The 23985-nt window shown below is 65.4% G+C and carries 19 protein-coding genes and 1 tRNA gene; 14 read left to right on the forward strand and 6 right to left on the reverse strand.

The window, feature by feature from the left end:
* Window positions 1-24 precede the first annotated feature (24 nt).
* Both BMY30_RS15695 and BMY30_RS15700 read right to left on the reverse strand, forming a co-directional pair.
* Window positions 25-101 (reverse strand) — tRNA-Ile (locus BMY30_RS15695).
* A 213-nt stretch (window positions 102-314) separates the two neighbouring features.
* On the reverse strand, window positions 315-1358 hold the full coding sequence (locus tag BMY30_RS15700) for a hypothetical protein (RefSeq protein ID WP_089715428.1): 1044 nt from the start codon (window positions 1356-1358) through the stop codon (window positions 315-317).
* Window positions 1359-1502: 144 nt separating this feature from the next.
* Between BMY30_RS15700 and fhuF the strand changes: the two genes are divergently transcribed.
* A complete protein-coding gene (gene fhuF / locus BMY30_RS15705) occupies window positions 1503-2246 on the forward strand; it encodes a siderophore-iron reductase FhuF (RefSeq protein ID WP_089715430.1) in 744 nt (247 codons plus the stop codon).
* Between the two features lie 72 nt (window positions 2247-2318).
* Here fhuF and BMY30_RS15710 read toward each other — a convergent pair whose 3' ends face one another.
* Both BMY30_RS15710 and BMY30_RS15715 read right to left on the reverse strand, forming a co-directional pair.
* Window positions 2319-4523, reverse strand: coding sequence for a TonB-dependent siderophore receptor (locus BMY30_RS15710; protein ID WP_089715431.1), 2205 nt, complete (start codon window positions 4521-4523; stop codon window positions 2319-2321).
* 113 nt (window positions 4524-4636) lie between these two features.
* The gene (locus BMY30_RS15715; RefSeq protein ID WP_089715468.1) at window positions 4637-6442 is read right to left on the reverse strand and encodes an ABC transporter ATP-binding protein; all 1806 of its coding nucleotides are present in this window, start codon (window positions 6440-6442) and stop codon (window positions 4637-4639) included.
* Window positions 6443-6588: 146 nt separating this feature from the next.
* Between BMY30_RS15715 and BMY30_RS15720 the strand changes: the two genes are divergently transcribed.
* The 13 genes from BMY30_RS15720 (at window position 6589) to BMY30_RS15775 (ending at window position 21121) form a co-directional block, all read left to right on the forward strand.
* Entirely contained in the window at window positions 6589-7359 is a 771-nt protein-coding gene (locus BMY30_RS15720) for an ABC transporter ATP-binding protein (RefSeq protein ID WP_089715433.1), read from the forward strand.
* Complete coding sequence (locus tag BMY30_RS15725) at window positions 7352-8236, forward strand: ABC transporter substrate-binding protein (RefSeq protein WP_089715435.1); 885 nt, start codon at window positions 7352-7354, stop codon at window positions 8234-8236. Before BMY30_RS15720 ends, BMY30_RS15725 begins: the two co-directional genes overlap by 8 nt.
* Window positions 8226-10202 carry a Fe(3+)-hydroxamate ABC transporter permease FhuB gene (gene fhuB, locus BMY30_RS15730; RefSeq protein ID WP_089715436.1) on the forward strand — a complete coding sequence of 659 codons (1977 nt, stop codon included), beginning with the start codon at window positions 8226-8228 and terminating at the stop codon, window positions 10200-10202. Before BMY30_RS15725 ends, fhuB begins: the two co-directional genes overlap by 11 nt.
* A gap of 116 nt (window positions 10203-10318) precedes the next feature.
* A complete protein-coding gene (locus BMY30_RS15735) occupies window positions 10319-10888 on the forward strand; it encodes a PRC-barrel domain-containing protein (protein WP_089715437.1) in 570 nt (189 codons plus the stop codon).
* 162 nt (window positions 10889-11050) lie between these two features.
* Entirely contained in the window at window positions 11051-11179 is a 129-nt protein-coding gene (locus tag BMY30_RS18325) for a hypothetical protein (RefSeq protein WP_280140910.1), read from the forward strand.
* Window positions 11180-11185: 6 nt separating this feature from the next.
* Window positions 11186-13183 carry a TonB-dependent receptor domain-containing protein gene (locus BMY30_RS15740; RefSeq protein WP_244516244.1) on the forward strand — a complete coding sequence of 666 codons (1998 nt, stop codon included), beginning with the start codon at window positions 11186-11188 and terminating at the stop codon, window positions 13181-13183.
* 129 nt (window positions 13184-13312) lie between these two features.
* On the forward strand, window positions 13313-14188 hold the full coding sequence (locus BMY30_RS15745; protein ID WP_089715439.1) for an AEC family transporter: 876 nt from the start codon (window positions 13313-13315) through the stop codon (window positions 14186-14188).
* A gap of 111 nt (window positions 14189-14299) precedes the next feature.
* Window positions 14300-15439, forward strand: a complete 1140-nt coding sequence (locus tag BMY30_RS15750) for a PQQ-dependent sugar dehydrogenase (RefSeq protein WP_089715441.1) — start codon at window positions 14300-14302, stop codon at window positions 15437-15439.
* Between the two features lie 186 nt (window positions 15440-15625).
* The gene (locus BMY30_RS15755; protein ID WP_089715443.1) at window positions 15626-16903 is read left to right on the forward strand and encodes a quaternary amine ABC transporter ATP-binding protein; all 1278 of its coding nucleotides are present in this window, start codon (window positions 15626-15628) and stop codon (window positions 16901-16903) included.
* Window positions 16904-16908: 5 nt separating this feature from the next.
* Window positions 16909-17742: an ABC transporter permease gene (locus BMY30_RS15760; protein WP_089715470.1), complete on the forward strand. Its 834-nt coding sequence runs from the start codon at window positions 16909-16911 to the stop codon at window positions 17740-17742.
* 77 nt (window positions 17743-17819) lie between these two features.
* Complete coding sequence (locus BMY30_RS15765) at window positions 17820-18695, forward strand: glycine betaine ABC transporter substrate-binding protein (protein ID WP_089715445.1); 876 nt, start codon at window positions 17820-17822, stop codon at window positions 18693-18695.
* A gap of 266 nt (window positions 18696-18961) precedes the next feature.
* On the forward strand, window positions 18962-19396 hold the full coding sequence (locus BMY30_RS15770) for a universal stress protein (protein WP_089715447.1): 435 nt from the start codon (window positions 18962-18964) through the stop codon (window positions 19394-19396).
* A 45-nt stretch (window positions 19397-19441) separates the two neighbouring features.
* The gene (locus BMY30_RS15775) at window positions 19442-21121 is read left to right on the forward strand and encodes a BCCT family transporter (protein WP_089715449.1); all 1680 of its coding nucleotides are present in this window, start codon (window positions 19442-19444) and stop codon (window positions 21119-21121) included.
* A gap of 111 nt (window positions 21122-21232) precedes the next feature.
* Here BMY30_RS15775 and BMY30_RS15780 read toward each other — a convergent pair whose 3' ends face one another.
* Window positions 21233-21958 carry a 3'-5' exonuclease gene (locus tag BMY30_RS15780; protein WP_089715472.1) on the reverse strand — a complete coding sequence of 242 codons (726 nt, stop codon included), beginning with the start codon at window positions 21956-21958 and terminating at the stop codon, window positions 21233-21235.
* A gap of 7 nt (window positions 21959-21965) precedes the next feature.
* Complete coding sequence (locus tag BMY30_RS15785; protein ID WP_089715451.1) at window positions 21966-23870, reverse strand: DUF294 nucleotidyltransferase-like domain-containing protein; 1905 nt, start codon at window positions 23868-23870, stop codon at window positions 21966-21968.
* Window positions 23871-23985: the final 115 nt, after the last annotated feature.

Below are 23985 nucleotides of genomic sequence, written 5' to 3' on the forward strand. Positions count from 1 at the left end.
GGTCACGCAACCACTTAATTTCAATGGTGGGCCCAGTCAGACTCGAACTGACGACCAAGGGATTATGAGTCCCCTGCTCTAACCAACTGAGCTATAGGCCCTTTTTGAGGAAGGTGCGTCGAAACGCCGGAGTATGATAGCGAAAGGCGAAGGAGGTGGCCATAGCCCGCCGCCCTCGCCTGGCCGAATGTCCCGCCGCGACACCGCCTCCCTCGGCTGCGCCCCGCTGCAGACCTGCCCTTCTGGAAATCGAACGGTACGAGGTCGTCCCCTTTCCGGTTTCCCTGCCCTTCCGGCACTGAGCCGGGAAAGGATCAGGGCACGGTGATTTCCAGGATCGTGTAGGGCGCCTCACAGGCGTGGCGCTCGTCGCGTTCGTCGATGCTGCCCAGGCCCAGGTGGCGGTCGTTGTCGTAGGCGACGAACAGGCGATCATGGTCCAGCACCGCCAGGCCCTCGGCCTTGTGTTCGAATTCCAGTTCCGTGCCCGCCGGGGTGGTGACCAGGGTCGGGCGCCGACCGGCCCGGAAATCCTCCAGGCTGATCTCCCACAGGTACCCGCCGATGTGCTCCTCGCCGTCTTCCTCCACTTCGTAGCTGTTCAGGAGATACAGCCGCGCATGGTAGGGGTCGTACTCCAGGCTCGATAGGCCGCAGTCGTAGCGGACCGCGGGATGCTCGCTCGGGTCGAAGGCATAGTGCTCGCGCATCTTGTCGATGAATACCAGATTGCCGCTTTCGCTGATCTCGTAGTGGGCTCCCACGACCCGGCTCACGTAGTCGAAGTCATCGTGGGCGCGACCCTGCTCGCGCACGCCGAACAGCAGCAGGCCGTCGCCCCGCTCCCCAGGGATCGCGGCGAGCCCCTCGATCTTGTAGTAGGGAAAACCGAGGGCGGCATTCAGCTTGTTCCGAAGCTCCAGCGACCCTTCCACGCCGTCGCGCGGGTCGGGGTCCACTACCTGCACCCGATCAGGCTCGCCCAGCGGCCAGATCAGCAGATGATTGTAGTCGTTCAGTGCATGGCTCTCGTCGTCGATGCGATCGAAGCCGGTGGTGGCCAGCACGTGACGGCCGTCGGCGGTCAGCGCGAAGTCCTCGTACTTGGTGGCTTGCTTGATCAGCGGCTGCGTAAAGTAAGTCAGTTGGGTGTCGTCGGGCCCTTCGGGGGTGAGGGGCAACGCGAAGACGGCCGAGCGTCGCTCACCGGGAATCGGCTTGTCGCTGGCCAGCAGCAAGCGCTCGCCGTCGTAGGCCACCGCAGAGACCTCGGCGTTCACGATCCGCCCCTGTTCATCCTTGAGGCCGGCGGGAAAGCAGTGGATGGTTCCCTGCTGCACTATCCTGGCATTCGCCATGTCGTGCTCCTCTGGATTCATTGATGACTCACCCTACTACGGTGAAACGTGCGCCGGGAACCGCTCGGGAAGCAAGACAGCCACTTTATTGATAATGATTATTGTTTGTATAATAGAGCTTTCCGCGGATCCTATGGTCTCGCCATGCCCTCAATCCTGGCCCAGCTCTACGTCGGCCCCCTGCAGCACCTCGCCCCGCCGACGATGGGGTTGGAGGCGCCCGATGGCGTGCCCGCCCAAGCCCTTATCGACCCGGCCTATCTGGATACGCTATTGGAACGATTCGGCGCCCAGTACGGTCACGGCGACCGCCGGGCGGTGGCCTCGCTGTGGTCGAAGTGGCACTTCAGCGCCCTGGCGGCCCACGGCCTGGCGGCCAACCTGCTGCTCGCGCGCGACCTGCCGCTGGGCCTGGACGAGCTCCATCTCCAGCAATCTCCCGAGGGCCAGACCATAGGGTACAGCCTTCGTCACGCCGGCCGCCCCCTGGCCAAGCTCGATGACCTGTCGCGCTTCGCCACCCTGCTCGAGGGCCACCTGGAACCACTGATCGAGGCGCTGGCCGCGGCCAGCGGCGCCTCGCCCAAGGTGTTCTGGAGCAATGCCGGCAACTACCTCGAGTACTTTGCCGGCGCCCTGAAGGACCATCCCCTGGCCTCTCCCGGTATTGCCGAACCCGCCCGGGAACTGATGGCGAGCCGCACGCTGCCCGGCGGCGGTCGCAACCCGCTCTATCGTCCGGTGCGCTACGTCGAGGGCGATATCGCCGGAAACCCCCGACGAGTGCGTCGTCTGTGCTGCATCCGCTATCTGATCGATGAACTGGGCGTCTGCGGCAACTGCCCGCTGGCCTGCCGAGACAGGGCCCGCTCCCTCGAAACACCCTGACCACTACGCAAAGAGCTGGGCCCACCCCGTTGCCGGGATGGGCCCTCGTTCCATGCCTGGTCGTGGAAAGGCTCAGTAGGTCCAGGTCAGATTGGCCATGACATGGCGTGGGGCGCCGTGGAAGGCCTGATCCCACTTGAGGCTGGTCAGGTACTTTTCGTCGGTGACGTTGTTGAGGTTCAGAGAGCCGGTCAGGTTCTCGCTGAAGTCGTAGCTCACCATCAGGTCGACCAGGGCATAGGCGCCCTGGCGGGTCTTGCCCTCGGCGAGGTCGCGGTCACGCTCGATATCATCCTGCCAACGCAGTCGCGCCCCGACCTTGAGCGCATCCAGGGCGGCCGGCCGATAACTGGTGGTGGCGCGCACCAGATGGCGCGGAATGTAGGTGTTGGCGGCCTCGCCCTCGGCGTCCTCGACCTCCAGGTACGTATAGCCTACGCTGGCCTGCCAGCCCGGGGCCAGCTCGCCGGCGAGGGTGGCCTCCACGCCCTCGCTGGTGATGCCGTCGCCGCCCGTGAAGAAGGCGGTGCCATCCGGCCGAGTACCCGCCGGCTGGGCCACGTTGTCCTGCTCGATGCGGAACAGCGCCAGCGATGCATCCGCGCCGCCGTCGAACAGCTCGGCCTTGATACCCACCTCCTGGCTGACGCCGTCAACGGGGTCGAGGTAGTCGCCGTTGCTGTCGATCTCGGTCTGCGGATCGAAGATCTCGGTGTAGCTGGCGTAGAGGGACGCCCGGTCGGTGACGTCATAGATAAAGCCGGCATAGGGCGTCAGCACCCGGTCGTGGTCGCTGGCCTGGGAGACCCCGTACTGCTCGCCGGCGGTGTCGGCCCAGCTCAACCGGGCACCCGTGAGTGCGGTCCAGCGCTCGGCGAGGTCCAGCTTGGCTGCCCCATAGAGGCTGCGTTCCTTGACCGTAGCATCCCCGTCGGTGCCGGGGAAGGCCACCCAGGCATCGGGTTCGGGGTAGCGACCGTTCCAGTCGTCCAGCGGCGGCAGTCCCTGACCGCCCGCATCGAAGCCGGCCGTGGGGTAGCGCGAGAGCTGCTGATTGCGGCTCTGACTCCAGTCCGTGCCCAGCACCAGTTGATGGCTGCGCCCGAAGGCGTCGACGTCGCCCTTGGCGTGCAGGTCGGCCACCCACTGCTCCAGGTGGCGATCGTAGCGGCTCAGGGTCAGCTGGTCGTCGCCGATGCGCCCGGTTGTGGCATCGGGCCCTCCGTAGATATAGAGCAATTGGGTATCGGAGAGCATGTCCAGGTGGGTGAGCGTGCCCTTCAGCGACCAGCTGTCACCGAGCGCCTGCTGCACTTCGAGGAAGCTGCGGTGGGTTTCCACATCCCAGTAGGACCAGTCCGGCGCGGAGGAGGTGCTGCGATCATAGTTGGTCGGGTTGCCGGCCGAATCATAGAGCGGCAAGGAGCCCCACATGTTGCCGTCGGTGTTGTTCTGCTGCCAGGTGTGGCCGAGGGTCACCAGGGTGCTGTCAGTGACATCGGCTTCCAGCACGCCGTAGAGCAGCCCCCGCTCGCGGCTCAGCCGGTCCAGGTAGAAGTCGCTCTCCATCCCCGCCACCACCAGGCGTCCGCGGACGCGCCCCTCGCCGTCCAATGGCCCGGCCACATCGGCCTCCAGGCGCCGCTGATCCCAGGAGCCGACGCTCGCCGAGACCGAGGCCTGGGGCTCGTAGGAGGGCCGCTTACGCACGAAGTTGACCGTCGCGGCCGGGTTACCCGAGCCGGACATCAGGCCGGTGGCGCCGCGCACCACTTCCACCCGGTCGTAGATCGCGGTATCCACGTCGCCGTGCACGTTGTTATAGGGCATCGGTACGCGCAGGCCATCGACCTGGAAGTTCGAAATCTCGAAGCCCCGCGCCATGTAGTAGGTACGGTCCGTCTCGAGGCGCTCCACCGTGACCCCGGGGGTGCTCTCCAGGACGTCGTTGGTGGTGTCGAGGTTGAAGTCGTCGATCTGGGCGCGGGTCACGGTCGAGACGGACTGGGGCGTCTCGCGGGGCGTGAGGTCGAGCCGCGTGGCGGTGCTGGTCAGGGGCACCCGGTAGCGTTCCGTGCCCTCGGTAATGATCGACAGGGCCTCGGCCTCGACGGTGAGGGTCTCCAGAGCGGTGGTCGCGTCCGGGGCCGTGGTCTCCTGCTGGGCCAGGGCAACCGGGGCGAACAGCAGGCTTCCGGCGGCGGTCAGGCCCAGGCAGCCACGGATGGCACGGGTCAACGGATGGATGTCGCCGCGGCGGCGGGGAGGGAACGGCATGGGGGACGAGCCTCGTGTCATGGATTAGAATAATTATGATAATGATTCGCATCTGCCTTAACAACGATAGGTCGCCCTCTCGTGGCACCGGGGCCATGCTGGCCCCGGTGCTGTCATGCTAACGGGGCGTCCGCCGCCTCGATCTCGCCGGTCTGCACCCGCCATTGGGCGGTGTAGCGCCCGTTGCGCGCCAGCAGCTCGCCATGGGTACCGCGCTCGACCACCCGCCCCCCATGGACCACGGCAATCTCGTCAGCGTGGACGATGGTCGAGAGCCGGTGAGCGATCATGATCACGGTGCGCTGGTGGGCGATGCGCTTCAGTGAGAGTTGGATGGCCGCCTCGGTCTCGTTGTCCACGGCGCTGGTGGCCTCGTCCAGCACCAGAATCGGCGGGTCCTTGAGCAACGCTCGGGCCAGCGAGAGGCGCTGACGCTGACCGCCGGAGAGACGCACGCCGCGCTCCCCCACCGGGGTATCGAGCCCCTGGGGCAGCGCCTGGATAAAGTCCCAGGCCTCGGCGGTGCGCGCCGCCTCGATGATAGCGGCCTCCGGGGCATCCGGCTTGCCATAGGCGATGTTGGCCCGTACCGGGCCCTCGAACAGGTAGACGTCCTGGCTGACCAGGCCGATGGCCCGGCGCAGCGAGGTCAGGTCCAGTTCTCGGATCGGCTGGCCGTCGATGCGGATCTCCCCCGCCTGCGGATCGTGGAAACGCAGCAGCAGCTTGATCAGGGTCGACTTGCCCGACCCCGTGGCGCCGACCAGGGCCAGGGTATGGCCCGCTGGCACCGCCAGCCGGACCTCGCTGACGCCCTCGTCGCTGCCCGGGTAGCGAAAGCTCACGTCAGCGAAGGCCACCTCGCCGCGCACCGGCTCGGCCAGTGCACGTCCGCTGTCGTCGCGCACGACGATCGGCGTGGCCAGCAGGTCGAGGATGCGCCGCGTGCTGGCCATGGCGCGCTCGAAGAGGTCGATGACCTGAGCCAGGCCGGTCAGCGGCCACAGCAGCCGCTGGGTGAGGAACACCAGCACGCCGTAGGCGCCGACATTCAGGTCGCCCTGTAGGGCCATCATGCCGCCCACGGTGAAGGTGGCCAGGAAGCCGGCCAGGATCGCCATGCGGATCACCGGGATAAAGGCGGAGCTGATGCGAATGGCCTGCTGATTGGCCTCCACATAAGCCTCGCTGGCCTGGCGGAGCCGCTCGGCCTCGCGAGCCTCGGCGGTGAAGCTCTTGATGGTGGCGATGCCGGCCAGGTTGTTGGAGAGCCGGCTCGAGAGGTCGCCGACCCGCTCACGCACCTCGGCATAGAGCGGCCCAGCCTTGCGCTGGAAGTAGAAGGCGCCCCATACGATCAGCGGAATCGGCGTGAAGGCAAGCAGCGCGATCAGCGGCGAGAGCACGAAGAACACCGCCCCCACCGCCACCACGGTGACGCCGACCTGGATCATGGCGTTGGCGCCACCGTCCAGGAAGCGCTCGAGCTGGTTGACGTCGTCGTTCATGGTCGCCACCAGCTGGCCGGAACTGCGCGACTCGAAGAAGCCCATATCGAGCCGCTGGGCATGCTCGTAGGCATCCTGGCGCAGGTCGGCCTGCAGCCGCTGGGCCAGGTTGCGCCACAGCACCTGGAAGAGGTACTCGAACAGCGATTCCCCGGCCCAGATGAAGAAGGTCAGTACGCCGAGTATCAGGATCTGCTCCCGGGCGGACTCGAAGCCCAACCCCGCCACGAAGCTCTGTTCCTGATTGACCACCACGTCGATGGCCACACCGATGAGGATCTCCGGAGCGATATCGAACAGCTTGTTGATGACCGAGCAGACGCTGGCAGCGATGATCCGGCGGCGATAGCCGCGGGCATAGCGCAGCAGGCGCGCCAGGGCGCGGAAGCTGGAGGTGGTGGAGTCAGACATGGTGAACGGGTCCTGGCGAATGAAACGCCACAGCATACCGGGAAGGCGACCAGTTCGAAACGGATCATATTGATAACCATTACCATCGGAGCTAAGGTAGCGCCCATCGCCCGCCCCGCCCGGGGCCCGCCGAAGGAGCGTCCTGCATGTTCGAACTGCGCGGAGCCGGTTTCGCGATCGCCGACCGGCCGCTGCTCGCCGCCTCCGACCTGACCCTGGAGGGCGGCCGGGTGCATGGCCTGATCGGCCATAATGGCTCGGGCAAGTCGACCCTGCTCAAGCTGCTGGCCCGCCAGCAGCCGGTCAGCCATGGCGAACTACACTTCGCCGGCCGCCCCCTGGCCCGCTGGGGGCAGCGCGAATTCGCCCGCCGTGTGGCCTACCTGCCCCAGCAGCTGCCCGCCACCGAGAATCTGCTCGGCCGCGAGCTGGTGGGCATGGGCCGCTACCCCTGGCGCGGCCTGCTGGGCCGCCACACCGACGAGGACGAGGCAGCCATCGACCGGGCCATCGCTGCAACCCACACCGAGGCCTTTGCCGAGCGCCTGGTCGACACCCTCTCCGGCGGCGAGCGCCAGCGGGTCTGGCTGGCCATGCTGCTGGCCCAGGGCAGCGACTTCCTGTTGCTCGACGAGCCGCTCGCGGCGCTCGACATCGCCCACCAGGTGGAGGTACTGGCGCTGATCCGCCGGCTTAGCCAGACGCTGGGGCTCGGCGTGGTCATCGTGCTTCACGACGTCAACATGGCGGCGCGCTACTGCGAACATCTGGTCGCCCTGCACAACGGGCGCGTGCTGACCCGGGGCACCCCGGCCGAACTGATGGACGAGGCCACGCTGGAGGCCATCTACGGTATCCCCATGCGGGTGATGGCGCATCCCGCCAGCCGCCATCCCGTCGCCCTAGTCCATGCCTGACGCGCTCGCCTGGCTGCGCCGCCGCCTCGTTCCCACGATGCTGCTGGCCCTGGTGCTGCTGCCAATCCCCCGCGCCCAAGCCCAGCAGGACGTCGTCACCCTCGACTGGACCCTGGCCGAGACCCTGGTGGCACTGGGTGTCACCCCGGCCGGCGTTGCCCAGCGCGACGCCTACCATGCATGGGTCAGCGCGCCGCGACTGCCCGAGGCGACCGTCGATCTCGGCCTGCGCAGCCAACCCAACCTGGAGCTGCTGGCGAGCCTCGCTCCCGACCACATCTTGATCTCGCCGATGTTCGCCAACCTGGCGCCGCGGCTCTCGCGCATCGCCCCGGTAGCGACCCTGCCGCTTTACACAGCGGGTCACCAGACCTGGCCCCAGTTGCGTGAACTGACCCTCGAGGTCGGCCGCCTGGTCGAGCGCGAGGCGGCCGCCGAGCGTCTGATCGACGCGACACAGACGCAGCTGGAGACCCTGCGGCACCGACTTCCCGAGCGGGTGCCGCCGCTGCTGGTGGTGCAGTTCATGGACGAGCGCCATGTCCGGGTATTCGGCGCTGGTGGCCTCTACCAGGCCGTGATGGCACGTCTGGGGCTGGACAACGCCTGGCATGGCGAAACCAACGCCTGGGGCTTCTCGCTGGTGGGCCTCGAGCAGTTGGCCGGCTTGGAGGCGCGGCTAGTGGTAGTCGAGCCCTACCCGGTGGGAGTCGAGGCGGCGCTGGCCGACAGCGGCCTCTGGCAGCAGCAGCCGAGCGTGCGCGATGAGTCCCTGGTCACCCTGCCGCCGGTGTGGAGCTTCGGTGCCCTGCCCTCGGCGCAACGCTTCGCCGAACACCTGGTCGCCGCGCTGGAGGAGACGCCTCATGGCAACTGAGGCCGCCCACCGCCAGGCCCCCGCCCTGGTCTGCCTGCTGCCGGGCCTGGCACTGCTGACCCTGATACTCGGCTCGCTTGCAGAAGAGGGACTGTTCGATGGCCTGCGGGCGCTCACGACCGTGACGCCGACGAGTGCCGAGGCGCTGGTGCGCCACTACAGCTGGTGGCCACGCCTGGCCATGGCGCTGCTGGCCGGTGGTGGCCTGGCCCTGGGCGGAGTGCTGATGCAGCAGGTGCTGCGCAACCCACTGGCCGCCCCCACCACCCTGGGAGTAACCAGCGGCGCAAACCTGGCGCTGATGGCCGCCACCCTGCTCGCCCCGGGCCTGCTGCTGGCCGGACGCGAATGGGTGGCCCTGGCCGGTGGCGGCGGCGCCATGGCGCTGGTCTTCGCCCTGACCTGGCGCCGCGGCCTTTCGCCGGCGTTGGTAGTGCTAGCAGGACTGGTGGTCAACCTCTACTTCGGGGCCCTGGGCATGGTGTTGCTGCTCTTCCATCAGGAGACGCTCAAGGGGCTGCTAATCTGGGGCGCCGGCTCACTGGCCCAAAACGGCTGGGACGACGCCGCCTTCCTGGCCCCTAGACTATTACTGGGCGGCCTAGCGGCTTGGCTGCTGCTGCGCCCGCTGACGGTGCTCGAACTCGACGACGCCAGCGCCCGCAGCCTGGGTGTCTCGCTGAAGCACCTGCGCCTGGCGGGGCTGGGGCTGGCGATCTTTCTCACCGGCTGTGTGGTCAGTGTGGTGGGGGTGGTCGGCTTCATTGGCCTGGCGGCGCCCAATATCGTGCGCCTGGCCGGCGCGCGACGTCTGGGGCCACGGCTTGTCTGGTCGACGCTGCTCGGCGCCCTGCTGCTCGCCACCACCGACCTGCTGCTGCAGCGCTTCGCCGGCACCCTGCCGACCCTCATTCCCACTGGGGCTACCACCGCCGCCCTGGGGGCACCGCTGCTGTTGTGGTTGATTCCGAGGTTGCGCCTCGAGGCCGGTCGTCCACCCAACCCAGCTACCACTCTGGCCCCACGCCATCCCGCTCCCGGGCGCCTGGCCACGAACCTGGCCCTTGGCCTGCTCGCGGCGATCGTGCTCGCGCTGATGCTGGGCCAGAAAGCCGGCGGCTGGTTCGCGACCCTCGACATCGCGGTGCTGGAGTGGCGCTGGCCGCGGATGTTGGCCGCCGCGGGCAGCGGCGTGATGCTGGCCATCGCCGGCACCCTGATCCAGCGCCTCACCGCCAACCCCATGGCCAGCCCCGAAGTACTGGGCATCAGCGGCGGCAGCGCCATCGCCCTGATCGCTGCGCTATTCCTGCTGCCGGCCCCCGGCAACCTGACGCTTGTCGCCGCCGGCACCCTCGGCGCGCTGACCAGCCTGGCCGTGCTGGTCGTGCTCAATCGGCGCAGCGGCTTCGTACCCGAGCGTCTGCTGCTCAGTGGCGTGGCCATCACCGCCCTGTTCGATGCGGTGCGCACCATTGTGCTGGCTGGCGGCGACCCCCGCAGCCAGCAAGTCATCGCCTGGCTCTCGGGCTCCACCTACTACGTCGACCCCGTCAGCGCGATGCTGGTCGCGGGCCTTGCCGTGGTGCTGGCGCTGGCGGCACACCCTTTCGTCCGCTGGCTGGATATCCTGCCGCTGGGCGCCGCCACGGCCGTGGCGCTGGGGGTGCGGGTGGAGCGTGCCCGGCTGTCACTGCTGCTGCTGGTCGCGCTACTGACCGCCTGCGCCACCCTGGTGGTGGGCCCACTCTCCTTCGTCGGCCTGCTGGCTCCCCACATGGCCCGCCTGGCGGGCTTCTCACGGGCCCGCGCCCATCTGCTCGGGGCCGCACTGATCGGCGCCCTGCTGACGGTGCTGGCGGACTGGCTGGGCCGCCAACTGCTGTTTCCCGCGGAGATACCCGCCGGCCTGGTGGCCTCATTGCTGGGCGGCGCCTACTTCATGTGGGGCCTGAGGCGCCGATGACCGGGCCTGCCACGAGGCAGCCATTGAACTTGCCAGCCGCTGGCCACACTAATGAGGGAGGCGTCGACAGGCGTCATCGGTCATATGGACCTTCACGAATCACAAGGAGTGAACGAATGACCCACCGCAACCCCCTCCATCACGTTATTAAGCAGGCCTCCCTCGGGGCGCTGCTCGCCGGAGGCCTGGCCGCTGGCACTGCCATGGCCGAGCCCCAGGGCCTCTATTCGACAAGCAAACTGCTCGGTGCCGATGTCTATGCCACGTCCGGCAGCGAGCAGATCGGCGACGTCGAGGACATCCTGCTCGACAACGACATGCAGGTTCGTGCCCTGGTCATCGACACCGGTGATCTGCTCGACTTCCAGGGCGATCAGCATTTCGTGATCGAATCCGGCAAGTTCACCGTCGAGACCCAGGACGGCAACAGCCTCGATGAGATCGACTACCGGGTGAACGTCGACCTGAGCGAGGAGCAGATCGCTGAGCAGCCGCAATACACCAACGACTGGTGGCAAAACGCCCGAGAAGGGGCCCAGCAGGCCTGGGAAGAGACCAAGGAAGGCGCCGCCAGTGCCTGGGAGACCACGCAGGAAGGAGCTACATGGGCCCTGGACCGCATCGGCCAGGCCTTGGAGAACGTCGGCGAACAGACCCAGGAGGCTGCCGAGCGTTCCAACGAGTAACGCCTCCGCCGCTATCCGCCCGCCAAGCCCGGTCATCGACCGGGCTTTTTTCATTGTTGCGAAATCTGCAACTCAGCGTTTTATGAGAATAAGTATCAATTGTTGGACTTTCTCCACTAGAATAAATTCGCTATTAATAATCAATATCATTCAAGGATTCCCATGAACTGCTTCCCTCCTCATGCCCTGGCGAACGCCGTGGCGCTGGCCGTCACCACCTCCGTCCTGCCGGCCCTGGCTCAGGATAGCCAGCGGCTGGATAACATCGTGGTCACCGCCGCCGGCTTCTAGCAGGCCATGGCCGAGGCGCCGGCCAGCATCTCGGTGATCACCCGCGAGGAACTGCAGCAGAAGCGCGTGGCCAGCCTCGCCGACGCACTGCGCGACGTGGAAGGGGTCGACGTCGGCGGCCAGGTCGGCAAGACCGGCGGGCATAACATCAGCATCCGCGGCATGCCCAGCGACTACACCCTGGTGCTGATTGACGGCCGCCGCCAGAACACCGCCGGCAGCGTCACCCCCAACGGTTTCGGCGAAACCGCAACCAGCTTCTTCCCGGCGGTATCGAGTATCGAGCGCATCGAAGTGATCCGCGGCCCGATGTCGACCCTCTACGGCTCCGACACCATGGGCGGGGTGATCAATATCATCACCCGCAAGGTGGGTCGCGAGTGGAGCGGATCGGTGCAGGTCGAGAGCACCTTCAACCAGCACGACGAGTTCGGCGACAGTCGCGCCACCAGCCTCTATGCCACCGGCCCGCTGGTCGAGGACACTCTGGGCTTGCAGGTGCGTGGCCGTTTCTTTGATCGCGACGCCTCGAACCTGACCTACACCGAGGCAGACGGTACCGAAGTACCCGTCAGCCAGCGCGGCCCCAGTCCTGTGGAGGGCGATGTCTACAACCTGGGCGCCAGATTGACCCTGACGCCGCACGAGAACCAGGAGCTGTGGCTCGACGGCGAGACCAGCCGCCAGCGCTACAATAATGATGAGGCCCAGTTAGGCACCTTAGACGATTCTCAAGGGCGCGTTGGAGGCTACTCGGATGAGTTGCGTTTCGAGCGCGACCAGCTGGCCATCGGCCATACTGGGCACTTCGCCGCCGGCACCCTGGAATCCAGCCTGATGCGCAACACTACCGAGACCACGGGGCGCACCATCCCAGGACGCCGCAGCGGAGGAGATTTCGGGCAACCCCTACCTGCCCTGCCTGAGCTGACCATCGGCGACCCGCGCAAACTAAAGACTACCAATACGGTGCTCGACAGCAAGTTCACCCTACCGCTAGGCGAGCATATGGTGACCCTTGGCGGCCAGTGGATGGATTCCGAGCTGACCGACGGCCTGGCCACCGAAACCTTCGAACAGACCACCTGGGCGCTCTTTGCCGAGGATGAGTGGTGGCTGGCCGACGACTGGGCGCTGACCCTAGGCGGACGCTACGACCATCACGACGCCTTCGGCAGCCAGTTCAGCCCGCGTGGCTATCTGGTGTGGAGCGCCACCGACGCGTGGACGCTGAAAGGCGGCGTCAGCCGGGGTTACAAGACACCCTCGCTCAACGACTTGCACGATGGCGTCAACGGCGTGACCGGCCAGGGCACCATCCTGACCATCGGCAATCCCGATCTGGAACCGGAAACGAGCACCAGCAGCGAGCTGAGCGCACAGTACGACAATGGCAAAGGCTTCCTGGCCAGCGCCACGCTCTTCCACAACCAGTTCGACGACAAGATCGCCGACGGCCCGGATATCTTCATCGATAACGATCCGCTGATTCCCACCGGCAGCTATGCCCAGCAGATCAATATCGACGAGGCCGAGACCCAGAGTATCGAGCTCACGACCCGTGTTCAGCTGTCCCCGACGGTCAACCTGAGCGCCAACTATACCTACACCGACAGCGAGCAGAAGAGCGGTGAACAGAAAGGCGAGCCGCTGACCGATACCCCGGAGCACGCCGTCAACACCACCCTGCGCTGGCAGGCCACCGATAAGCTGAGCACCTGGCTCACGGGTGAGTACCGCAGCGAGCGTTACCGCGCTCGTGAACGTGTGCGCGGCGCGCCCTCCTTCGACGACCTGGGCGACTTCAAGGCCTACGCGCTCTTCCACCTGGGCGGCAGCTACGCCGTGTCGGACAGCGTCGAGGTCAGTGCCACCCTCTACAACCTCTTCGACAAGGACTTCGTCGACTACCGCGCCTACGACGATGGAGGCAGCTACGGCAACGTCTACGCCAACAGCGAAGAGGGCCGGAGGCTGTGGCTCTCCGCCCGCTACGAATTCTGAATCCCCATGCACGACTTCCTCCGCGACGCCGTGCCAAGGGAGTGGCAGGCAGTCGCCTGATCGGCTGCCTTGCCAGGACGGTCACCGATTCACGACAATACCCGGCACTCATTCCTCAGGGACGACCAGATGCTCGCCGAACTCTTCGCCGTGATGGCGCCCGTGCTCACCGGGTCGGGACTCGGCTTCGCCTGGGTGCGTCTCGGCCACGACTTCCCGGTGGCCTTCGTGACTCGGCTGGTGTTCAACATCGGCACCCCGGCCCTTGTGATCGCTTCGCTCTCCGGGGCCGAGATCGACGCCGGCAGTTTCGGGCGCACCATGCTGGCCACGGCGCTGGTGCTCACCGCCATGGCGGGCATGGCTTTCGTGCTGGCCTGGCTTCTGAAACGCGACTGGCGAGTCTTGCTGGCACCGACCATGTACCCCAATACCGGCAACATGGGGCTGCCGGTGGTTCTCTACGCCTTCGGCCAGTCGGGCTTCGTGTTCGGCATCACGGTGATGGTCACGGTGGCACTCTTTCAGTTCACCCTGGGCACCATGCTCATCAGCCGCGGCAATCCGCTGAAGACCCTGGTAAAGACCCCTACCGTCTACGCCATCCTGATCTCGCTGGTGCTGCTGCTCACCGACACTGCCTTGCCGCTGTGGCTCGACAACAGCGTCGACCTGATCTCGGGCTTTACGGTACCGCTGATGCTGATCACCCTGGGCGTCTCGCTGGCCAGCATCCAGGTGAGGAGCCTGAAGTCCGGTATCGGCTTCAGCCTGCTGCGGATCCCCTTGGCCGCCGGGGTCGCCTGGGTAATCGGCACCCTGCTGGCGCTACCGCCTATGGCGCTGACCATTCTGGTGCTGCAGATGAGCATGCCGGTGGCGGTATTCAACTACCTCTTCGCCCAACGGGCCAAGCGTGAGCCCGCGTACACGGCGAGCCTGGTCTTCTGCTCCACCCTGCTATCACTGATCTATCTGCCGATCCTGCTGGCGATCTTGATGTAGCGCCAACCCGTCGACGGTGCTTACGGGGAACACCCTCTTGCCGGCAGCGTCCTGGTGTAGAGTCCTTGTGTAGAGCCCCTATACGAGAACAACCTTCGAGGGAGAAGCCGCATGCACACACCACGTCAAGCACTCTCGACCGCGCTGCTGCTGGGCGGTGCCCTGGTCGCCGGCCCGGGCCTGGCCGCCAAGGTGATCGAGGAGCGCATCGCCACCGACCACCATGATCTGCGCCTGGAACGCGTAGCCTCCGGCCTCGAGCACCCCTGGTCGGTAGCCGAGCTACCCGACGGCCAATGGCTGGTTACCGAGCGCCCCGGTCGCCTGGCACGGGTCACCGAGGAAGGTGAGGTAACCCGCCTGTCCAGTGTCCCCGAGGTTTCTACCCGAGGCCAGGGTGGCCTGCTCGATATCGCCCTGCATCCCGACTACGGCGAGGGCAGCGACTGGGTCTACTTCACCTGGAGCCAGGCCCGCCATGGCGTCAGCGCCACCACTCTCAGCCGCGCGCGGCTAGAGGGCGACGGACTGGTGGATGTGGAAGAACTCTTCGTCCAGGACCGCTTCTCCCGGCCGGGCCGCCATTATGGCTCGCGGCTTGCCTGGCGGGACGATGGCACCCTGCTGATGAGCGTCGGTGAGCGCGGCAGTCCGGAGCGCGCCCAGGACCGAGGCGACCACGCCGGCAGCATCCTGCGCCTCACCGAGGACGGTGAGGTCCCCGACGACAACCCCTTCATCGACGACGCGGACGCCCGACCCGAACTCTTCACCTACGGCAATCGCAATCCCCAGGGGCTGGTCGTAGCCGCTGACGGCACTGCCTGGTCCACCGAGCACGGCCCGCGCACCGGCGACGAACTCAACCGCCTCGAGGCCGGCGTCAACTACGGCTGGCCGGAAGTGAGCCGCGGCAACGACTACGCCACCAACCTCCCCATCGGGCTCGACAGCGCCCCCGGCATGCGTGATCCCGTGCATGTGTTCGAGGGTCGCTTTGCCCCCTCGGGCCTGGCCGAGGTGACCGGCGACACCTTTCCCAAGTGGGAGCACGACCTTCTGGCTGGCGGCCTGGCCAGCGAGCGGCTGGTACGCCTTGCCCTGGACGGCGACGAGGTGGTTGAGCGCGAGGTGATCCTCGAGGGCGAGATCGGCCGCATCCGCGATGTGCACCTGGGTCGCGACGGCGCCCTCTACCTGCTCAGCGACCACGCTGACGGGGGGCTGTATCGCCTGACTCCCGCCGAATAACCTCGACACCCTGGATTTTAATTTGAATGATCATTCAATAACCGCTAGGGTAGGTTCCACTTCATCGTCACCTGATGCGCCGTCAATGCTGCAGTGAAGCATCATGGCGTCGTTTTTTTACGTCACGACACTCGACCCTTCGGCGCAACCCGCCCGATGACGGGAAGCCGACAAAAGGCAGAGCCAATGAACGAGAACCGAAACGTCAAGATTCGGGTACGCAACCTGAGCAAGGTCTTCGGCAGCCAGCCGAAGAAGGCGCTCGAACTGCGCGAACAGGGACTGAAGCGCCCCGAGATTTTCGAAAAGACCGGCCTAACGCTGGGGCTGTCGAACATCGACTTCGATGTCTACGAGGGCGAGTTGCTGGTGATCATGGGTCTGTCCGGCTCGGGCAAGTCGACCCTGATCCGCTGCCTCAACCGCCTAATCGAGCCCACCGAGGGCGAGATCGTCATCGACGGCGAGAACATCCCGGCGCTCAGCGAAAAGGAACTGCTGGATTGCCGCCGCCGCCACTTCTCCATGGTGTTCCAGAACTTTGCCCTCTTCCCCCACCGCACGGTACAGCAGAATGCCGAATTCGGCCTCGAGATTCGCGGCGTGGACAAGGCAGAGCGGGTCAAGGTGGCGCGCAATGCCCTTCACCACGTCGGCCTAGATGGTTGGGAGGATGCCTATCCCAACCAGCTCTCCGGCGGCATGCAGCAGCGGGTGGGGCTGGCCAGGGCACTGGCCAACGACTCGACGGTGCTGCTGATGGACGAGGCCTTCTCGGCGCTGGATCCGCTGATCCGCGGTGACATGCAGCAGGAACTGCTCGAGCTGCAGCATCGCATGCAGAAGACCACGGTGTTCATCACCCACGACCTGGACGAGGCGATCAACATCGGCGATCGCATCATCCTGCTCAAGGATGGCGAGATCGTACAGATCGGCACGCCGGAGGAGATCCTCACCCACCCCGCGGACGACTATGTGGCGCGCTTCATCGAGGGTGTGGACATGTCCAGGATCCTCACCGCCCAGCATGCCATGCGGCCGGTGCGCGCTACCGCCCGCGCGGAGGACGGCCCGCGCACTACCCTGCGCAAGATGAAGGAGAACGGCATCGATTCCATCTACGTCACTACCCGCGACCGCAAGCTGCAGGGTCTCGTCGAAGTGAACGCCGTGGAGCAGGCCGAAAAGCAGGGTCAGGAGAGCATTCGCGACTTCATGACCCAGGACTTCCGGGCCGTCGGCCCCGGCGAGCCCCTGCACAATCTCTTCGCCATGTTCAGCGAGAAGAGCTTCCCCATCGCCGTGGTTGACGACAACCGCAAGCTGCTGGGCGTGGTGGTCAAGGGCGCCGTTCTCGACGAACTGGCCCGGGCCGCCGAACCTGCAGAATTGAGCGAAGAGGGGAGTGAAGACGGAAACGAAAACGCCAACGAGAACATGGCATCGGCAGGAGACGCATGATGGCTATCGAGATTCCGAGCATCCCGCTGGGCGACTGGATCGAGGGCGGCCTCGACTGGCTGACCAGCGAGTACTCCATCGTCACCCGTGCCATCTCCCGGGTGACCCAGACCGGCATCGACGGGCTCAACGATGGCCTGATGTGGCTGCCCGAATGGGGCCTGCTGGCGATCGTCGTCGGCCTATGCTGGTGGGTGGCAAACCTTCGCCTAGGCATCGGTGCCGCCCTCGGTCTGGCGCTGATCTGGAACCTGGGGCTCTGGGAGCCGATGATCGAGACCCTCACCCTGGTAGTGATCGCCACCTTCGTGGCGGTGGTGATGGCCCTTCCCGTGGGCATTGCTGCGGCACTCTCGGAGCGGCTCTACAAGACGATCATGCCGATCCTGGACTTCATGCAGACCATGCCGGCCTTTGTCTACCTGATCCCGGCGATTCCCTTCTTCGGCATCGGCTCGGTGTCGGCGATCTTCGCCACGGTGATCTTCTCCATGCCGCCGGCGATTCGTTTCACCACCCTGGGCATCCGCCAGGTCCCGGTGGAGCTGATCGAGGCCGCCGATGCCTACGGTGCGACCCGCAGCCAGAAGCTGATCAAGGTGCAGTTGCCGATGTCGCTGCCCACCGTGATGGCAGGCATCAACCAGACCATCATGCTGGCGCTCTCCATGGTGGTGATCGCCGCCATGATCGGTGCCGATGGGCTGGGCAGCGAGGTGTGGCGCGCCATTCAGCGCCTGCGCCCGGGCGACGGCTTCGAGGCCGGCATCGCCGTGGTGATCCTGGCCATGCTGCTCGACCGTGTGACCCAGTCCCTGCGCAAGGGCCGCAAGACCTGAGCGTTGAGGCGGCATCTTGCATCTCGCCAGGAGCACCTCCAAGGTAAGTGGTTGAACGTCAAGAAAAGGGGAACACGATGAAGAAGCATCCGCTGAACCGTCGCATCCGTCTCGCCGGCCTGGCCATGGCCACTGGCGCCGTACTCACTGCCGGTGCCGCCCAGGCCCAGGACAAGGGCAGCGTACATCTGGCCTACGTGGAGTGGTCCTCCGAAGTCGCCTCCACCAACGTGGTGCGTGCCGTGCTCGAGCAGCAGGGCTTCGAGGTGGACATGACCTCACTCTCGGCCGCCGCCATGTGGCAGGCCGTTGCCACCGGTGATGCCGACGCCATCGTTGCCGCCTGGCTGCCCACCACCCATGCCGACTACATGGAGCGCGTGGGTGATGAGGTCGTCGACCTCGGTCCCAACCTGGACGGTACCAAGCTGGGCCTCGTGGTTCCGGCCTACACCGACGTCGATTCCATCGCCGAGCTCAACGAGAGCGCCGAGGACTTTGAAGGCAACATCGTCGGCATCGACCCGGGCGCAGGCATCATGAGCCTCACCGAAGACGTCCTCGAGGCCTATGAGCTCGAAGAAATCAACCTCCAGAGCGGCAGCGGCGCCACCATGACCGCCGCGCTGGACAGCGCCATCAAGAACGAGCAGGACATCGTGGTCACCGGCTGGACCCCGCACTGGATGTTCGCCCGCTGGGACCTCAAGTACCTAGAGGACCCCAAGAACGTGTACGGCGGCGCCGAGCAGATCCACACCATCGCCCGCCAGGGGCTCGAGGAGGACATGCCGGAGGCCTACGCCATCCTGGACGCCTTCGAGTGGACTCCGGAGCAGATGGGCGAGGTCATGCTGATGAACCAGGAGGACGACGCCGACCCCTACGAGAATGCCAAGCAGTGGGTCGAGGAGAACCAGGACGTTGTCCAGCAGTGGCTGCCCGAGTCGTAAGGGCATGCCGGGCCTCGCGTTTCTCGCGAGGCTGACTGCATCGACTCCAAGGGGAGGACCGAAAGGTGCCTCCCCTTCTCTTGGGCGCTCGGGCGACAGTCCAGGGCTGTCGCACAAAGCAGACATACCCAGCAATCCTTGCCGGGTATGGGTACCATGGAACCGGACGCGAACGGCGGCCGTTGAACTCTCGCCTGGCAAACTGGCGGTAAACGGCCACACTGAGCACCTCGCATCACCTTTGCGATCAACAAGGAGATACAAGCATGTTCCAAAAGATCATGGTGCCGGTCGATCTGGCACATCTCGATGTGATCGAGCCGGCGCTGGAAAAGGTGGCGGACCTTGCTCGACACTACGATGCCGAAGTCTGCTATGTGGGCGTCACCTCCAACGCACCGAGCAGCGTGGCGCGGACGCCCCAGGAATACGCGCAGAAGCTCGAAGCCTTTGCAAAGGAACGGGCCGAAGTACATGGTCAGCCGGTCAGCACCAAGACCATCAACAGTCCTGACGTGATCGCCGATCTCGATGACATCCTGATCAAGGCCATCGATGAAGTCGGCGCTGATCTGGTCGTCATGCCGACCCATCCGCCCAAGCACCTGGACGTCATCATACCGTCCCATGGTGGCAAGGTGGCCAGCCATACCAAGGCCTCGGTCTTTCTGGTCAGGCCCTTCGACAACAAATCCAAATGAGTTCTCAGATGATTTCCAACCCGACGACACTAAGGGAGATGTCTCGTGGCTAAAGATCCTCACGATCAAGACGAGAAACCCCAGGAGCCGGATACCGGTTCCGAGGGCATTCCCGCCCCGCAGGGGGCGGCGAACCTGATCGACACCGACTATGTGATCGGCCAGGACAACATCGTCACCAACAAGTTTGGCGTTGACCTGGACCTGCATGGCAAGGTCTTTATCTTCTCTTCCATCGTGATCCTGCTGTTCGTAATCCTGACGCTGGCCTTGCAGGATCAGATGGAGCCGATCTTCAACAGCATGTTCAACTTCCTGACCACCAATCTTGGCTGGTTCTTTATTCTCGGAGCCAACGTCTTCGTTATCCTGGCGCTGGTGCTGATCTTTACCCCGCTGGGCAAGGTACGCATCGGCGGCGCCGATGCCACACCGGACTTCGGCTACGCAGGCTGGTTCTCGATGCTGTTCGCCGCCGGCATGGGCATTGGGCTGATGTTTTACGGCGTATCTGAGCCTTTGGGCCACTACGGCACCGCCATGGGTGGTATCAGCATGGGCGAGGATGGCGTGCGCACCGATTGGGCACCGCTGGGCGGTGCCGAGGGTGACCAGGCCGGCGCCATCGACCTGAGCATGGCCGCCACCATCTTCCACTGGGGGTTTCACCCCTGGGGTGCCTACGCCATCGTCGGCCTGTCGCTGGCGATCTTCGCCTTCAACAAGGGCCTGCCGCTGACCATGCGTTCGATCTTCTACCCCATCCTGGGTGAGCGCATCTGGGGGTGGCCGGGGCACGTGATCGACATCCTGGCGGTATTCGCCACCTTGTTTGGCCTGACCACCTCGCTGGGCATCGGCGCCACCCAGGCGGCCGGGGGTCTCGAGTATCTGTTCGGCATCCCCGCCGGCGACACCACCCTGGTGCTGCTGATCCTGGGGATTACCCTCGTGGCCCTGGGCTCCATCCTGCTCGGCGTCGACAAGGGCGTACAGCGCCTCTCCCAGTTGAACATGGTGCTTGCCGCCCTGCTGCTGCTGTTCGTGATTGCAGTCGGCCCCACGCTGATGATCGCTACCGGCATATTCGACAATCTGATCGGCTATGTGACCCACCTGCCGGCGTTCTCGATGCCGTTCGGGCGTGAGGATGCCAACTTCAGCCAGGGCTGGACGGCCTTCTACTGGGCCTGGTGGATCGCCTGGTCGCCCTTCGTCGGCATGTTCATCGCCCGCGTCAGCCGCGGCCGTACCGTGCGTGAGTTCCTGATCTCCGTACTGCTGGTACCGACCTTTGCCTCGGTGGTGTGGATGACCGCCTTCGGTACCACTGCCATCGACCAAGTGGTAAATTCCGGCATCACCCAGGTGCAGGATGCGGCCCTGGAGCTGCAGCTGTTCACCATGCTCGAGCAGCTGCCGCTGAGCGCCATCACCTCCTTCGTCGGGATCACGCTGGTGATCGTGTTCTTCATCACCTCCTCGGACTCCGGTTCGCTGGTGATCGACTCGATCACCGCCGGCGGCAAGGTGGACGCTCCCAAGCCCCAGCGTATCTTCTGGGCGCTGATCGAGGGGGCACTGGCCATCGCGCTTCTGCTCGGCGGCGGTCTCGCCGCGCTGCAGACGGCCGCCCTCACCACCGGCTTGCCCTTCACCCTGGTGCTGCTGGTGGGCTGCTACGGCATCGTCAAGGGTCTGATGAGCGAGCCACGCGCCAAATAGTAGCAACATTCATGTCGGCGCTATTGGCGCCGACCTGCAACCAGCCTGCAACCAGGAAGGCGGCCTCAGAGCCGCCTTCTTCGTTATTAATGCCGGCGGGGGCCGGCCGGATCAGCTCCAGAGCACCCTCAGCGGCGTCGTCGGGCTGTAGTGGCGAGACACCTGGGCCTGCAGCAGCTCGGCAGTGGCCAGGGCATCGATCAGCGCATGATGCCCCGAATAGGGCGGGAGACCGTAACGCGCGCGACTGTCGTTGAGGCGAATCGAAGCCGGCGGTCGCCCGACCCAGCGCTTGAAGCGGGCCAGTAGCGACTGGCGGTGGATGCGCGCCTCCAGCGACATGGTGTCGATTACCGGAAACATCACGCCCTCTCCGACCCGCGCCTTCACCGCGGCGTCCAGGAAGGGGCGCTCGATATGGCGAAAATGCACCACCACCATGCGCCCCGCCAGAACCTCGAGCAGTTCATCGAGAATCTCGTCGAGGTCCGGGGCCTTGGCGATATCGGCATGGGTGATGTGATGAAAGGTCACCGATTTGCTGCTAAGCGGACGCGGAGGACGCAGGACCCAGTGGCGACGTTGTGCCAGGATGATGCGTCCCAGTGTGAAGGGCACCACGCCGATGCTGACGATGGCGTGGTGATGCTCGTCCAGGCCGGTGGTCTCCATGTCCATGGCCACCATCGGCACCTCGCCGATGGGGGTCTCGGGGTCCGGCAGGCCGGCGGCGAAATAGCGGGCCAGGCGTGGGTCCCTGGCCGTTGCGGCGCGGCCAGCTAGGTAATCTGGCCAGCCCGGTTTGGGGGGCGACGCTCTCGGACGTAGACGAATCATGGCCATCTCAGCGAGACCGTGAGGGCATGGGGTAGCGGAACTTGAGAAATTTCTGGGCGTTGCTCAACACCTGGAAAGCATCCTTGAGGTTGTGACGTTCCGTGTCGGAGATGCTCTCCGGCTCGATGTTGTTGTCCGGCGTCCTCTCGTGCTCGATATCGATCACATGGTGGCGAATCCGCGAGATCGAGAGGAACTCGTGGGCATAGCGCAGCTTCTGGCTCACTCCCGTGGCCAGCAACTGGGTGCGGTCGATATCGTCGAGTCGCGTGAAACTGTTCTGGGCACGCGACCCACAGGCCAGGGCATGCACCCGGATCAGATCCGTCATCGGCGCAGTGCCACGACGCTTGAGGTTGATGGAGTTGTTTTGCTTGCCATCCTTCTCCATCACGAAGGTCCGGAAGAAGCCCAGCGGCGGGGTCCGATTCAGGGCATTGCGAGCCATGGCGGCCAGGAACAGCGGGCTCTTGGGGGCGCGGGTCGCGACCAGATCCTGGAGCTGCTCGACGAGGGCATTCTCACCGTAGACGGCGTCCAGGTCGAAGAAGATCGAGCTATGCAACAAGCGTTCCGGAGAGGGGTGATCGATCCAGTCACAAAAATACTGCTTCCACACCGACAGGGGCTGCCGCCAGCGGGCGTTGGTCGCCATGATGTCACCCTTGCAGTAGGGGTAGCCGCAGGCATCCAGACCATCGCTGACCCGCTGTGCCAGCGCCAGGAAATAGGCGTCGTGGCGCTCAGGATCGAAGTCGTCGGCGAGTACCAGGGCATTGTCCTGGTCGGTGACGATGGACTGCTCGTTACGCGCCATGGACCCATTGGCCATGAAGCAGTAGCCCACCGGTGGCGGGCCCAGCTCCTCCTCGGCCAGCTCCAGCAGCCGGCGCGTGAAGCTGCGCCCGATGGTGGAAAGTGCGCTGCCCACCATGCGCGAGTCGGCGCCCTCTTCAACCATGCGCACAAAGGCGGCACGCACGTCGGGGGCCAGCCGCGCCAGCCCCTCGACGCCGGACTGGTGGAAGATGTTGCTCACCAGGTAGAGGCTGCTGCCGGTCTCGTAGCGGATGATGTCGGAGAGGTGCACGATGCCGACGGGATGGCGACGGTACATCACCGGCAGGTGATGGATATTGTTGCGCAGCATGCACAGCATCGCCTCGTGCACCGACTCGTCGGACTGGATGGCAATCAGCCGGGAGCCTATCACCTCCCCCACAGGCGTCTCGGAGGGACGTCCCTCGGCGACGACGTGCTTGCGGAAGTCACTGTCGGTGAGGATGCCTCGCACCTGCCAGCGGCGATCCTCGCTGTCGCGGAAAGTATAGCGAGGGTTGTCACCGGGAGCATCGAGCACCAGCACGGCAGAGGCGCCGGACTGGGTGACCTGACGGGCAGCCTCCTGCACCGTGGCGGACGCTTCGACCATCACCGGGTAACGTGTCAGCAGCTTGCGCACCCGGGTAATCAACATGTCGCTGTTCTTCTTCTGCTCCTTGACCGTCGATTCCAGACGCGGTCTTTCCAGCTCGACGAAGTCGGCGAAGTTGTCGTCGGCCTCGCAGAGCCGCTGAAAGGCGGGCTCGGGGATGAAGTAGATCAGGCTGTCTTCCATGGCGCGGGCCGGGAAGCGAGCACGATGATTCCGCATCAGGCTGAAGTGACCGAAGATGTCGCCCTCGCCCAGGCGGTTGTAGAGTTCACCGCCGCGACGATAGACTTCCACCGCTCCGCTGCGAATGTAGCAGAATTCGTGGACCTCCTGATCGAGCTCCAGGATATCGCTGCCGGCCTTGAAGTAGGCCACCTCCACGCTACCGGCCACCTCATCGAGCAGTTCGTCGGAGAGTCCGTCGAAGGGAGCGAAGCGTGCCAGATGCTGGCGGATCTCAAGCAGTTCCACGTCCATGCGTCACGCTCCCACCAGTGTCATGTATGGCATCAGTCTGGAATGCCCGCGAGAGGCTGTAAAGGGGACGGGGGCTGACCACCAGACATGACGAGGGCCACCCCGTGGGGTGGCC

This window comes from Halomonas daqiaonensis (assembly GCF_900109725.1).
GTDB lineage: Bacteria > Pseudomonadota > Gammaproteobacteria > Pseudomonadales > Halomonadaceae > Halomonas > Halomonas daqiaonensis.